This window comes from Kistimonas scapharcae (assembly GCF_039540975.1).
Classification (GTDB): Bacteria; Pseudomonadota; Gammaproteobacteria; order Pseudomonadales; family Endozoicomonadaceae; genus Kistimonas; species Kistimonas scapharcae.
The window spans coordinates 1-13990 of the sequence record NZ_BAABFL010000402.1 but is presented as its reverse complement, the minus strand read 5'-3'; the positions used below and the strand labels follow the sequence as shown (position 1 = coordinate 13990).

The following is a 13990-nucleotide window of genomic DNA, read 5'->3' as shown; positions in this document are numbered from 1 at the left end:
CAGGCGGTAATGGGAACATGGGGATGAGCTTAGGCGGCAGAACGTGAAATCGCCTTATGTACCGGTTTTTGAGTACTTACCTGCCGATCAATATCTCAAAAAGCCCCATCAACAGCCAATCGAGAAACTACCTGAATGATCCCATCAGTGAAGCAGAGGCACCTATGCTTTAAAGCAAAACGGCGCTGAGACAGGGAAGCCTGTTACGCTTATTTTGATTAAATCCAGCTGCACGCCAACATCCAGACTAATTCGAGATTATTAAGATGGAAACTAAAACGGTGCCGCCCTCAATTATTGCAGATTTACCAAACAAGTATTGGGCCCGACGGATTCCTTCAGAGAGCAGGCAGAATCCAGCCGTGTTGTATAAAGGCGTTGTTTTTCGAGCAGATGATGGTTTTCATGAAGAAGAAAACGGGGTCAAAGTCTTTCGGGGAATAGAATACTTCTTCGAGCATGGCTTTACTCAACAGTATATTAACGCAAGGGAGTATAAGTTGGACTTTGATACCGTGTCGGGAAGAAGCATGTCGGGAAAAACGTTAAAGGCTGGCATATCAACTACCTATGATTACAATTACGCCATTTACTTCTGTTCGATGTTTAGGCTGACAAATGTCTATATCATTGATCTTTTCGAGCACCCCTTCTCCATCGATATTACCTATTCATCACGGGCATATGGTTATCGCGTCAGAATGCCTCAATGTGAAGTCAATGTGCCCAATAGCATTGATCGTTCCTTGATTTTTGGTAACTACAACACACAGTCACGCCTATTAACCTTTAACCCCCATTATGACGGCATTATTGAGTTAGACTAGATTAACAGATTCTGGCGGTGTTCGAGTGAATTGTTGATTATGCCCACAGAGCGTAGACTACAAGGTCGCCACGTGTTGACGGATTCATACAATTCTCAGACCTGTTATGACGCTTGATGCCTGGTGTCTTTTCACCACCGTTTTATTGTTAGCGTTACTGGTTCCAGGGCCAGATATGTTAGTGATCATATACTGGAGTACGATTAAGGGACGCTGGTGTGGTATCAAGGCAGCGCTTGGCGTCAGTGCCAGTTCCTGCTTGCAGGCGTCGCTCACTGCATTCGGTTTATCAGCACTGTTGCGCACCTTCCCTTTTCTGTTCACAACCATCAAATGTGTAGGTGCCTTATACCTGGTGTACACAGGCCTGAGCATAATCAAAAGCGCCCGGCTACCGCCAACCTTCACTCAAAATAGCGACAGCCGCCCCTTTATTCAGGCTTTTTTTACAAATGCATTAAACCCCAAGGCATTCCTTTTCTTTCAGGCTCTGCTACCTCAATTCATTGACTTCAATGCCGGGGATACCGTCACCAGACAATTTATCGTTTTAGGCTACACAGCCAGCGTACTGGCGCTGCTTTATTACCTGGTATTGGTTGAAATCATGGTCTTCCTCGGAAAACAGCGATTCGCCAAACGCGACACATCGCCTCTGATTCATTGGCTTACAGGCTTGCTGCTTATAACACTGGGCATTGGCTTACTGTTTTATGCACAGCAAACCAATGTATCTGAAACTTGATTGAATTCAGACGCCAGAGAAGATACAGAACAGCTCTGAAGAAGAGAGGTCGCCATAAGCCTGCAATAACGGCTTATGGCGACGATAACGATTAAGCTTCGGGGCCTTCTGTCACCACTTTGGCAACTGCACGGGCAAACCGCTGCATGCCTTCGCGGATCTCATCATCGGTAATATTCAGCGCCGGCGCCATCCGCAGTACCTGGGGACCGGCCACCAGCAGCATCAGACCTTCGGCACGGGCGGCCGCCAGGAAACGGGCGCCCTGGCCATGCCATTCCGGCTTCAAGGCACCGCCAATCAGCAGGCCTTTACCACGGACTTCTTCGAAGATACCGTGTTCATGGTTGATACGATCCAGTTCTTCAACGAACAGCCCGTGCTTGCGCTGTACATCCGCCAGCATCTGTTCATCACTGATGGTATTCACCACTTCCAGTGCCACGGCACAACCCAGAGGGTTACCACCATAAGTGCTGCCGTGGGTACCAAAACCAAGGCTTTCCGCGCATTTGTCCGTGGTCAGCATGGCGCCAATCGGAAAACCGCCACCCAATGCCTTAGCCGTGGTCAGCACATCAGGCTCCACCCCCAGTTCCATGTAGGCATAGAAGTGGCCGGTCCGGCCAACACCGGTCTGGATTTCATCGAACACCAGCAGGGCATTGTGCTGGTCACACAGTTCACGGACACCACGGACAAACTCAGGATCCGCAGGAATAATCCCGCCTTCCCCCTGGATGGGTTCCATAACAACCGCACAGGTACGGTCAGACATGGCAGCCTTCAGCGCGTCCAGATTGTTGAATTCAACATGGGTGATGCCTTCAGGCACCGGCTCGAAACCCTTGCGGTACTTTTCCTGACCGCCAACGGACACGGTAAACAGCGTACGACCGTGGAATGACTGCCGGAAAGAGATGATCTCATGCTTTTCCGGACCCACGTTGTCGTAGGCGTATTTGCGCACCAGTTTGAAAGCTGCCTCGTTAGCCTCACCACCGGAGTTACAGAAAAAGACCTTGTCAGCAAATGTCAGTTCAGTCAGACGCTTTGCCAGTTTCAGCGCCGGCTCGTTGGTGTAGACATTACTCAGGTGCCATAGTTTTTCGCTTTGTTCCTGCAGTACCTTGACCAGGCGGGGGTTTGCATGCCCCAGGGCATTGACGGCAATACCGCCGGTAAAATCCAGGTATTCTTTTCCGTTCTGGTCCCAGACCCGGGAACCTTCACCACGTACCGGCACCATATCCTGCGGCTTGTAGTTAGGTACCATGACTTCGTCAAAGGTCGCCCGCGTCACTTTCTGTTCTGTCATCGCTTACTCCTGGAATTTTTATCCTGTTACTGTCGTTCTTTCGTTATTGTCGGGTTGTTGTCCGTTTTGCCCGGAAGCCCCCGGCCAATCACTGGCCAGGGACGTCCGGTATCACGTCTGTTTCGTCGACTTACCCATTGGCCAGCAGGGCAAGATCCTGCATGGCCACGGAGAGCATGGCCAGGTCGGGCTTGCCGGCATTTTCAATGTCCGACATGGTACGCTGCCAGCGGTTCACCGGAATCGCACTCAAGTCCAGCCAGGCATTCAGTTTCACCAGCGGATCACCGCCTTCACCACTGACAATGCTGCCGGTATTTTCACCAAGGCTGCGATCCAGCTGGTCGCGCAGGGAGGCCTTGGCCTTACGCTGCCAGAGATCCCCCTCGGGCAGGCCGCGAACCTGGTTGCGCAACCAGTTCAGGGTCAGGCGATCTTCCAGACCGAAATAAACGGTGGCTGTCGCCTTAACCGACTGGTCATTGCGCGTCGCGATGCTGACGATATCCAGCACATAGTACAGGTAGCGGAAGCTTGCGCAGGTCAACGCCAGGTCTTCCGGCATACCCGCTTCCACCAGTGCCTGCTGACGCTCTGCCAACAATGCCCGGTCACTCTCGCCCAGGAAACCGGCCAAGTCGGCGGCTACCGTTTCAACACCAGGACGATAGGTGTTGACCAGTGCCTCAATATCCAGACCTGTGCCATGATTCCGCAGCATCCAGATGCAGGCTTTCTCCACATGGCGCTGCACCCGGGTCAACTCTTCACGCTGGACAACATCATCCACATGCAGACCCAACTGTTCGAACTGATCCCAGATTGACCGTACATCGAAGATGTCCCGCACCGCAGCATACGCCCGCACAGCATCAATAGGCTGGCACCGGGTTTCATTCTGCAGGTAGTCCACAAAGGTGGCACCCATCCGGTTACCGAGCATGTTGGCAATATGGGTAGCCAGGATTTCCGTCTTCAACGGGTGCTGATCTAGGCAGTCAACAAATGGTTTCCGCAAGGCGGTCGGGAAGTAGCGCGGCAGCTCTTTGGCCAGACTGGCATCCTGATCGACCTGCGCTTCGACCAGGTTGTCAAACAGCTTGAGCTTGGAATACGAGAGCAGCACCGAGATTTCCGGCCGTGACAACCCTTCCCCGGCCTTTGCACGTTCCTTGATTTCCTGGTCAGACGGCAGACATTCCAGCTGACGGTTAAGGCGACCTTCCTCTTCCAGTGTGCGAAGCAGATACCGGTGGTCGTTGAACAGCGCCGCAGACTGGTGCGTGCTAAGGCTCAATCGCTGACTCTGCAAGAAGTTGTGCCGCAATACCAGCCCGGCCACTTCATCGGTCATGCTGGCCAGCAGAGTGTTGCGCTGCTTGACGGTCATATCCCCGTCGGCCACCACCTGATTGAGCAGAATCTTGATATTCACTTCGTGGTCGGAGCTGTCGACACCGCCGGAGTTATCCACCGCATCCGTGGTGATCAGGCCTCCGTTGCGAGCAATTTCAATCCGGGCACGCTGGGTGATGCCCAAATTGCCGCCTTCACCGACCACAGCGGCCCGCAGTTCCGGCGCATCAATACGGACACTGTCGTTAGCCCGGTCTCCCACCTGGAGATGGGTTTCCGTAGAAGCTTTGACATAGGTGCCGATACCGCCGTTCCAGAGCAGGTCCACCGGTGCCATCAATATCGCCCGGATGAGATCCGACGGCGTCATGGAGCGAACTTTGCCCTCAATACCCAGCGCTTTGCGCATTTCCGGGGTCAGGCTAATGGATTTGGCCTGACGGCTGAAGATTCCGCCCCCTTTGGAAATCAGCGATTTATCGTAATCTTCCCAGGAGGAACGGGGCAGATTGAACAGCCGCTGACGTTCAACAAACGACGTTTCGGCATCCGGCTGCGGATCAATAAAGATATGCATATGGTTGAACGCCGCTACCAGACGGATATGTTCGGACAGCAACATACCATTACCGAAAACATCCCCAGCCATATCACCGACACCGACCACGGTGAAGTCTTCCTGCTGGGTATCCACACCCCGTTCACGGAACAGCCGCTTGACTGATTCCCATGCGCCACGGGCGGTGATACCCATTTTCTTATGGTCATACCCCTGGCTGCCACCGGAGGCAAACGCATCACCGAGCCAGAAGTCGTACCGGGCGGACATATCGTTGGCAATATCGGAGAAGGTCGCGGTTCCCTTGTCAGCAGCCACCACCAGGTAGGGGTCATCTTCATCATGACGCACCACATCCTGCGGCGGCACGACGTCCCCCTGAACCAGGTTGTCGGTGATATCCAGCAGGCCGCTGATAAAGACCCGATAACTGGCGATACCTTCCGCCATCAGCGCTTCACGACCACCATCAGACGGCAGCTGTTTGGGGATAAATCCACCCTTGGCGCCGACCGGCACAATCACGGCGTTCTTGACCAACTGTGCCTTGACCAGTCCCAATACCTCGGTACGGAAATCTTCCCGGCGATCCGACCAGCGCAGACCGCCACGAGCGACCTTGCCACCGCGCATATGGACACCTTCCACCCGTGGGGAATAGACAAATATCTCAAACTTGGGCCGGGGCAACGGTGCGGCCGGAATCTGTTCAGGGCTGACCTTGAAGGAGAGGCAGGGTTTATATCCGCCCTCTGTCGTACGCTGGTAATAGTTGGTACGCAGCATGGCCTGGATCACACTGAGGTAGTGACGCAGGATACGGTCTTCATCCAGGTTGCTGACGGCATCCAGTTCTGTGTCCAGCTGTGTCAGCAACTGCTCAATTGCCTTTTCACGTTTCTTGCTGAACGCAGGATCAAACCGGGTTTCAAACAGCTTCACCAGGATGCGGGTAATGGCGGGGTTGCCATTCAGGGCCTGCTCCATGGATTTCTGGCTGAACGGCACCTGTAACTGCAGCAGGTACTTGGCCAGGGCACGCAGCAGCACAATCTGTCGGCAACCCAGGCCAGCACTGATCACCAGCGCATTAAAGCCGTCATTTTCTACAGTCCCTTTCCAGGTGTTAACAAAGGTTTCCTGGAATTGGTTTCGCACGCCGTTGTCATCCATATCCAGGCCGTTACAGGCCGCGATGGCGAAATCAAGCACCCAGGCCCGTTCACCATCCCGTGGGCTGACACTATAGGGGCGGGCGCTCAGGGTACGTACCCCCATATGCTCCAGAATGGGCAGAACATCCGACAGCGCCAGCATGTCCCCCTGGCCCAGTACCCGGAAATGCAGACGATCAAAGTCGTTCACCGGATGGTACAGCAGGGTATGCAGGGAATGACCGTTTTCCAGCCCTTCCAGTCGCTCGATATCCGCTACAGCCTGACGGGGATGGTTATCTTCACGGTAGGCCGCCGGAAACGCATTCACGTAGCGGCGGGCGAGATGACTGCCCTGTGCTTCACCGGCGCTGTCAACCAGCGCCTTCTGCAGGTGGTCCTGCCACACCATCATGGCGTCGGTCATAAGGGTTTCCAGCTGCAGGACATCCACCGCCTTGTCATTGGCATCCTGGCAATGCACGGTGAACTGCACCTGGGCCAGCGGGTTCTCAGAGAGTTGCACGCTGAAATCAATACTGTGGCCATCCAGCTCCTGCAACAGAATCTGCTGCAGCTTCAGCCGGAATTCGGTATTGAAACGATCCCGGGGCACATACACCATGGCGTTGATGAAACGGCCATAGCTGTCAGGGCGGATAAAGACCCGGAGTTCACGACGCTCCTGGCACTCCAGCACCCCCATAATGATCTCGTGCAGGTTATCGAAACCAGCCTGCAGCAGCTCATCCCGTGGATACTGATTCACAATGTGCCGCAACGCACGGCCCGCGTGGCTGTTCACCGGCACATCCGCACTGTCCAGCAGCTTCTGCACCTTGACCCGCAGTAATGGCACCTGTTCCAGCGGAGCGCTATACGCCTTGGAAGAGAACAGGCCAAAGAAGCGCCACTCACCGACAACGTTGCCCTTCTCGTCAAAATGCTTGATACCCAGGTAATCCAGGTGGGCCGGACGCTGGATGGTGGAACGGGTGGTGGACTTGGTGATCACCAGCAGTTCCGGCTCCTGAAGCTTTTCTACCAGGGACTCAGGCAGAGGGATTTCCTTCGGGCTGTCACTGACTTCTTTCCGGAACGTGCCCAGGCCGGAATCATCCCGAATGCACAGCTTGGCCTGGCAACCGTCCTGCGCCAGTTCGTAATAGCGATAACCGATGAACAGGAAGTTGTCTTCCTTGAGCCAGCGCAGGAAGGCGAGGGTTTCCTCCAGCTCATCCGCCGCAACCGGCTGGGTATGGCTGGCACAGTAGTCAATCGCTTCATCCAGGGTCGCCTGCATCCGCGGCCAGTCATCAATGACCCGGTGGACATCGGCCAGCACCTGGCGAATCATCGTGACCACCTGTTGCAGGGATGCCTCATCCGGCTGGCGCTCGATCTCAATCCGGATCAGGGCTTCGGGGTGGCTACCCTTGATCGTTTCATCATGGTCGTGAACAGACTGTAGTTTCCCCTGTTTGTCACGTACAACGTTGATCACCGGGTGAGTCAGGCCATGAATATGCAACTCCTGGCGATCCAGTTCCATGATCATGGACGACACCAGGAATGGCATATCGCCAGACAGGATCTCGATCACGCTGTGTGTGGAGTGCCACTGATGTTCTTCCGGCGTCGGGTTATAGGCGCGCACCAGGGACTGCCCGGCCGGCCGTTGCTGAATGAACTGCCACAGGCAGAGGAAAGCGCCATACATCTCATCGGCGCCACCGTCTACCGGCTCGGTGCTCCGGGCATGGCGATAGTAGATGTCCGCCAGACGCAGCGCCTGGCCAATGTCATCGGAGGGCATGCGCTCCCGCACCCAGAGTTTGGCCTGGTCGGAGCTGAACTTGCGAAGGTCTATAAAGGTATTCATAGCGAAACATCAGTACGTGTGAGGGAATCCCGCCTGACAGGCCAAAGTATCGGACTTTCCGCACCCGACCATCCCCAGACGCTATCAAAACCGTGCTTTCGTAGGTATTTGCACTTGATTATCAAGGAAAGCCACACCGCCAAATTGCCCGAATGCGACATTGACTTGCGTCAGTCTGACATTGTGATGAGACGACCCATATCAATGATGGCCACGAAAAAGCATTTGTCATTTATTCGCCATCCATTAGGATATCCGGTGTCAGAAACCGCCTATTGCCTCCATAGACACCGGCAGCAATCCGGTTACCGACCACATCCAGCGAAGCCGTACTGTTGTTCTTGCAGATTTCAGGGGTGAGTCACCATTGTCGCACGTATTCAATCACCAACCCGCCGAATCGGCAGGCAATTCGCTGTTGCAGCCACCCAATCACCGGGCTCACCGGACCGGCTTCCTGTTACTGCCTAATTTCTCCCTGATCGCCTTTTCCTCGGCGATCGAACCGCTACGCATGGCCAACCTGATTACCGGCGAAAGCCTGTATGAACATAGCTTGATCAGCCACGATGGCAAGGCTGTCGCCAGTTCCGCCGGTGTTATCACAGAAGTCGACTGCGGGATTCGCGATGCGATCAACATTGACACCCTGTTCGTGGTCGGCGCCAGTCCCGTGGCGCGCACCGGGAACGAGAATATTATTGCCTGGTTGCGACAACAAAAGCAGAACAAGGCGGCGTTGGGCGGCATCGGTACCGGTTCCTACCTGCTGGCCTGTGCCGGCGTGCTGGATGGCTGCCGCGCCACGATCCACTGGTGGGATTACGAAAACCTGCGCGATGAGTTTCCGCTGATACGGGTGACCAACAACCTCTTCGAAGTGGATGGCCAGCGCTACACCTGCAGCGGTGGCACTGCCGCCATGGATATGATGCTGTTCCTGATCGGCCAGCGCCACGGCATGGAGCTGGCGGCCTCCATCTCGGAACAGTTTGTCTGCGAACGGATCCGTACTGCCAAAGATCCCCAACGGGTGCCCCTGCAGCACCGCATTGGCGCACGCCAGCCCAAACTTGTGGAAGCGGTCACCCTGATGGAAAGCAATATTGAAGAGCCGTTATCCACAGATGACATCGCCTTCCATGTCGGCCTGTCCCGCCGACACCTCGAGCGGTTATTCAAAAAACACCTGCAGGCGGTACCCTCCCGGTTCTACTTTAATATCCGCATGGAAAAAGCCCGCCGCCTGCTTCGGGAATCGGATAAATCGATTCTCCAGGTCGGGCTGGCCTGCGGGTTTACCAGCGCCTCCCATTTCAGCACGGCCTATAAAAATCACTACGGCCAGACACCCCGGGAAGAACGCAAGGCCCTGGAAGCGCCCGACAGCCTTCATATCACGTTAGAGTGATTTATCAGAGAGGAAAGCGACATGCGATCATCAGCACGGTTTCCGGCCATCATCCTGGGTGGCTGTCTCATCGTCGCCTTCGGACTGCTGGGCTACCAGCTCGCCGACGGACTGATCACCTTCAAGCAAATGAACCGAACCGTCGTCGCCAAGGGGCTGGCTGAAAAAGAAGTCCCCGCTGATGTCGCCATCTGGCCGATCCGGTTCCGGGAAGGGGCTAACGACCTGGGCACACTGGTCAAGGATATCCAGATCAAGAATGACAAGATTGTCACCTTCCTCCATGACCGGGGCTTTACCGACCAGGACATTTCCATCAACCCACCGGCAATCACCGATAGCGAGACCCTGAACTACAATACCGGCCAGAACAAATTCCGTTATACGGCGGAGTCTGATGTCACCGTCTACACAACCAATGTGGATCGGGTACGCCAGGCACGGCAGGAGATTCTGGAGCTGGCAGCAGCCGGCATTGCCATCGCCAGCAATGACTACGAAGCCCGCACCGAATACCTGTTCACCGGCCTCAATACCCTGAAACCTGCCATGATTGAAGAAGCCACCCGGAATGCCCGGGAAGTAGGTGAGAAGTTCGCGCAGGATTCCGACAGTCGGCTGGGCAAAATCAAATCAGCCCGCCAGGGCGTTTTCCAGATTACGGATCGGGATAAAAACACGCCTTACATCAAGAAAGTGCGAGTGATTTCCACCATTGAGTACTATCTGACCGATTGATCCTTCAGACGGGAGAGGGACGCAGAATAGCGGATACTGCGTCCTGCCAGCCACAGAAATACTCAAGTGCTCAGGAGGTCGGCGCAGTAGCCAGTAATGCCGTGTAGGCACTTCATGGGAACGAGCATCATCGGAGCAATCTACACAGTCCTGTGGCAGAGAATGCCCTATTCAGGTAAAGCAATGACTTGCAGCAACAAAACCCAATCACACGACAATGGTTTGAACACCCTTTAACCAAAAGACGCCATGAGACAATAAAATGTCCGATTCTGAAAACTTATTTTACTGTTGTCTGGTAATTTGATTACCCGACACAATCAAATAACACGATAACAAGGTGTCTATCTGCTCTCTGGCAGTGGATGCAATACGATCGGGTCCCGGTAACAAGGCGTCGTAAACGACACTGGCATGACCTTCGGGTGGAGTAACCTGCCAGCACCTGCAAACCGGGATTCAGCGGAGATAATAACGATGTCAACCGGTCCCGCTGCAATAGAAATCAGGAACCTGCATAAGACCTTCGGTCAGGATGAAGTGCTCAAAGGCATCGACCTGACGGCCCACGATGGTGATGTGGTCTCCATTATCGGTTCCAGCGGCTCAGGGAAAAGTACCTTCCTGCGCTGTATCAACCTGCTCGAACAACCGACTGAGGGTGAAATCACGATCAGCGGTGAAGCGCTGGCCCTGAAACGGGCACGCTCCGGCGACTTGGATGCAGCCAATCATAAGCAACTCACCCTGATGCGCGAACGCCTCGGTTTTGTTTTCCAGAACTTCAATCTCTGGCCCCACATGACCATTATGGAAAATGTCATTGAGGCACCCGTCAATGTCCTGAAACAGAAAAAAGCCGAAGCCGTTGAAAATGCCGAACGCCTGCTGCACAAGGTCGGCATGTACGAGCGCAAAGATTTTTACCCTAGCCAGCTTTCCGGTGGACAGCAGCAGCGTGTAGCTATTGCCCGGGCATTGGCTATGGATCCACAGGTCATGCTTTTTGATGAACCCACCTCTGCGCTGGATCCCGAACTGGTCGGCGAAGTACTGAATGTCATCCGCAGTCTGGCGGAAGAAGGCCGTACCATGCTGATCGTGACGCATGAAATGGCCTTTGCCCGGGAAGTGTCCAGTCAGGTTATGTTCCTGCATCAGGGTAAGGTAGAAGAGTTTGGCCCACCAGCCCAGGTGTTTGGCAACCCGACATCAGAACGTTGCAAGGCTTTTGTTTCCAGCATTTTCTGATACCGGACAACAGACGTGTCATACCGTTAACAACGATAAATGGCCATACCTAGGCCTGCAGTAAAAAACAACGGAACAGGAAAAACACCATGAAAATCAAGAATAAACTGCTTTCCACGTTTGTCGCCGCCAGCCTCGCTATCAGCGCCGGTAGCGCCATGGCTGCTGAAAAGATCCGCTTCGCCACCGAAGGTGCCTGGGCGCTCTTTAACTTCATTGACGAGACTGGCAAGCCCCAGGGCTTTGATGTGGATATCGCCGACGCCCTGTGTGAAAAACTGCAGGCGGAATGTGAAATGGTCACCCAGGATTGGGACGGCCTGATTCCCGGCCTGAAGGTTCGGAAGTTTGACGCCATTATCGCCTCCATGTCTATCACCGAAGAGCGCCAGCGCGTCGTTGATTTCACCGATCCCTACTATTCCGGTGGCCTGCGCTTTGTCGCCGCCAAGGACAAGGATTTCGATACCACCGTTGAAGCCCTAAAGGGCAAGACCATTGGTGCCCAGCGCGCGACCGTCGGTGGTATCTATCTGGAAGATAACCTGTCAGATGTCGTGAATGTGAAACTGTATGATACCAACGACAGTGTCTACCTGGACCTGAAGTCCGGCCGACTGGATGGCGCCATCTCCGATGAACTGCCGACCTATGAGTGGCTGAAAAACGAACCCGGCTTTGAATACAAGGGTGAAGCCTTCAACAAAAACGACAAGATCGGCATTGCTGTTCGCAAGAATGACCAGGAGCTGCGTGACAAACTGAACCGCGCTCTGCAGGCCATCGTTGCTGACGGCACCTATGCCGAGATCAACGCCAAATACTTCCCCTTCTCCATCTACTAATAGGTCATCCCGGACACGGAGCGGCCATGCCGCTCCCCCTTCCTGCAAGTAGAGGATGTATGCATGCTTGAACTGCATGGCTTTGAAGACCAGCTTCTGGCAGGGGCAATTGTCACCGTCAAGCTGGCGCTGGCTGCCCTGGCAGTAGGCCTGATACTGGGACTGCTGGGCGCATCCGCGAAACTGTCCCGCTTCCGCGTGGCCCGTGCCATTGCCTCCGGCTACACCGGCCTGGTCCGTGGTCTGCCGGAACTCCTGACGGTACTGATCATTTATTTCGGCGCCACCACGGTGCTGATGGGCATTGCCAGCCAATTCGGTTACGACGAATACATTGAGATCGGCCCCTTTGCTGCCGGTGTCACGGCACTCGGCCTGACCTTTGGTGCTTATGCGACAGAAGTCTTCCGAGGCGCGATTCAGTCCATCCCTGCCGGACAACGTGAAGCCGGTCTGGCCCTGGGCATGAGCAAACTGCATATCTTTTTCCGTATTACCCTGCCCCAGGTCTGGCGACTCGCGTTGCCGGGGCTTGGCAACCTGTTCCTCGTACTGCTCAAGGATACCGCGCTGGTGTCGGTCATCGGATTGGACGACATCATGCGTAAGGCCAGTGTGGCCGTGAATTACACCAAGGAACCGTTCACTTTCTATCTGGCTGCAGCCTTCATGTACCTGCTGCTGACCATTGTCACCATGATCGGTCTCCACTACCTGGAAAAACGCGCTAACCGCGGCGTCGCGAGGGCCTGATTATGGATTTCAGTGTTGTCATCGACTATTTTCCCCGCCTGATGGAAGGCACCTGGATGACCGTGCAACTGGTGCTCGTCTCCGGCATTCTCGGCGCTGCACTGGCACTGCCCATCGGCCTGGCGCGCCATTCCGACAAGCTCTGGATCAAGTCGCTGCCCTACAGCTATATCTTCTTTTTTCGCGGCACCCCGCTGCTGGTTCAGCTATTTCTGGTCTATTACGGACTGGCGCAGTTCGAGGTTGTCCGGGAAAGCGTTTTCTGGCCTTATCTGCGAGAACCCTACTGGTGTGCGATCATCGCCTTCTGCCTGAATACCTCAGCATACTCTGCCGAAATCCTCAGAGGCGCACTGGCATCTATTCCCAAGGGAGAAATTGAAGCTTGTCGTGTACTGGGCATGAGCAAGGTGCAGATGTACCGTCGTGTACTCCTGCCCCGCGCCTTCGGCATGATCCTGCCGGCTTACGGCAACGAAGTGATCCTGATGCTTAAGAGTAGCGCCCTGGCCAGTACCATTACCCTGCTGGATCTTACCGGTATGGCCAGAACCATCATTGCCCGCACCTATACACCGATTGAAATCTTCCTGGCGGCAGGCGCCTGCTACCTGGTACTGAGCCTGATTATGATGGGTGGTTTCAGACTGCTGGAAAAGCGCTTCAACGCACATCTGAATGCAAAGCGTAAACCCGTCGCTAAAAAAGTAAATGATTCCTCGGAAACAGGTTCAGTTATGACTGAAAAAGTAACCTCCTACTAAACACTAAAAAGGGGCCTTATTAAGGCCCCTTATGATCAGTAACCTGTACACAGGCATCAATGTAAAAATACTCCCCAGAAATACTCCATCCTAAGCATCGACGGCAGGCCGCCAATTATGCTTTCTCATGACCGCCTCATAAATCTCGTCAAATCGACGCATCGATTTTTCCAGTTCGTCCTGACGGCTGGCATCAGTATTCTCATGATCTAAACGGTGAGATAACAGTTCATCACATAACCCCGGGATTACGGCTTCATGAGTACTGAGATAATAGCCATTTCCCATCTCCAATGACTCGGTTTTAGGAGCTGTTGACGTTTCACATTGGTAACCAGACAAAAGCACAAGCCAGAGCTACGACACTGACAAAGTTTCGCTTTAGCT

Annotated in this window: 10 protein-coding genes; 8 read left to right on the top strand and 2 right to left on the bottom strand. The window is 54.4% G+C overall.

Translation table 11 applies throughout. The features are described from left to right. The first annotated feature begins 266 nt into the window (after positions 1 to 266). Entirely contained in the window at positions 267 to 827 is a 561-nt protein-coding gene (locus ABD892_RS15195) for a hypothetical protein (RefSeq protein ID WP_345196719.1), read from the top strand. Positions 828 to 933: 106 nt separating this feature from the next. Beyond that, positions 934 to 1572 (top strand): LysE family translocator, encoded by a 639-nt coding sequence (locus ABD892_RS15190; protein WP_345196718.1) that lies wholly within the window; start codon positions 934 to 936, stop codon positions 1570 to 1572. Positions 1573 to 1663: 91 nt separating this feature from the next. Here ABD892_RS15190 and ABD892_RS15185 read toward each other — a convergent pair whose 3' ends face one another. Together ABD892_RS15185 and ABD892_RS15180 are read right to left on the bottom strand one after the other, a co-directional pair. Next, positions 1664 to 2890 carry an aspartate aminotransferase family protein gene (locus ABD892_RS15185; RefSeq protein WP_345196717.1) on the bottom strand — a complete coding sequence of 409 codons (1227 nt, stop codon included), beginning with the start codon at positions 2888 to 2890 and terminating at the stop codon, positions 1664 to 1666. Positions 2891 to 3020: 130 nt separating this feature from the next. Further along, positions 3021 to 7841 (bottom strand): NAD-glutamate dehydrogenase, encoded by a 4821-nt coding sequence (locus ABD892_RS15180; protein WP_345196716.1) that lies wholly within the window; start codon positions 7839 to 7841, stop codon positions 3021 to 3023. Between the two features lie 367 nt (positions 7842 to 8208). Here ABD892_RS15180 and ABD892_RS15175 point away from each other — a divergent pair, with 367 nt between their 5' ends. The 6 genes from ABD892_RS15175 (at position 8209) to ABD892_RS15150 (ending at position 13603) form a co-directional block, all read left to right on the top strand. Then, positions 8209 to 9252 carry a GlxA family transcriptional regulator gene (locus tag ABD892_RS15175; protein ID WP_345196715.1) on the top strand — a complete coding sequence of 348 codons (1044 nt, stop codon included), beginning with the start codon at positions 8209 to 8211 and terminating at the stop codon, positions 9250 to 9252. A 21-nt stretch (positions 9253 to 9273) separates the two neighbouring features. Beyond that, on the top strand, positions 9274 to 9990 hold the full coding sequence (locus ABD892_RS15170) for an SIMPL domain-containing protein (RefSeq protein ID WP_345196714.1): 717 nt from the start codon (positions 9274 to 9276) through the stop codon (positions 9988 to 9990). A 477-nt stretch (positions 9991 to 10467) separates the two neighbouring features. Continuing rightward, positions 10468 to 11241, top strand: a complete 774-nt coding sequence (locus ABD892_RS15165; protein WP_345196713.1) for an ABC transporter ATP-binding protein — start codon at positions 10468 to 10470, stop codon at positions 11239 to 11241. A gap of 89 nt (positions 11242 to 11330) precedes the next feature. After that, complete coding sequence (locus tag ABD892_RS15160) at positions 11331 to 12086, top strand: transporter substrate-binding domain-containing protein (protein WP_345196712.1); 756 nt, start codon at positions 11331 to 11333, stop codon at positions 12084 to 12086. 63 nt (positions 12087 to 12149) lie between these two features. Beyond that, positions 12150 to 12839: an ABC transporter permease gene (locus ABD892_RS15155; protein ID WP_345196711.1), complete on the top strand. Its 690-nt coding sequence runs from the start codon at positions 12150 to 12152 to the stop codon at positions 12837 to 12839. A gap of 2 nt (positions 12840 to 12841) precedes the next feature. Then, on the top strand, positions 12842 to 13603 hold the full coding sequence (locus ABD892_RS15150; RefSeq protein WP_345196710.1) for an ABC transporter permease: 762 nt from the start codon (positions 12842 to 12844) through the stop codon (positions 13601 to 13603). Positions 13604 to 13990 lie beyond the last annotated feature (387 nt).

Coding starts and splice junctions, on each gene's coding strand:
- ABD892_RS15170 (WP_345196714.1), top strand. CDS start 9,274: ATGCGATCATCAGCACGGTTTCCGGCCATCATCCTGGGTGGCTGTCTC.
- ABD892_RS15180 (WP_345196716.1), bottom strand. CDS start 7,841: ATGAATACCTTTATAGACCTTCGCAAGTTCAGCTCCGACCAGGCCAAA.
- ABD892_RS15160 (WP_345196712.1), top strand. CDS start 11,331: ATGAAAATCAAGAATAAACTGCTTTCCACGTTTGTCGCCGCCAGCCTC.
- ABD892_RS15190 (WP_345196718.1), top strand. CDS start 934: ATGACGCTTGATGCCTGGTGTCTTTTCACCACCGTTTTATTGTTAGCG.
- ABD892_RS15195 (WP_345196719.1), top strand. CDS start 267: ATGGAAACTAAAACGGTGCCGCCCTCAATTATTGCAGATTTACCAAAC.
- ABD892_RS15150 (WP_345196710.1), top strand. CDS start 12,842: ATGGATTTCAGTGTTGTCATCGACTATTTTCCCCGCCTGATGGAAGGC.
- ABD892_RS15185 (WP_345196717.1), bottom strand. CDS start 2,890: ATGACAGAACAGAAAGTGACGCGGGCGACCTTTGACGAAGTCATGGTA.
- ABD892_RS15155 (WP_345196711.1), top strand. CDS start 12,150: ATGCTTGAACTGCATGGCTTTGAAGACCAGCTTCTGGCAGGGGCAATT.
- ABD892_RS15165 (WP_345196713.1), top strand. CDS start 10,468: ATGTCAACCGGTCCCGCTGCAATAGAAATCAGGAACCTGCATAAGACC.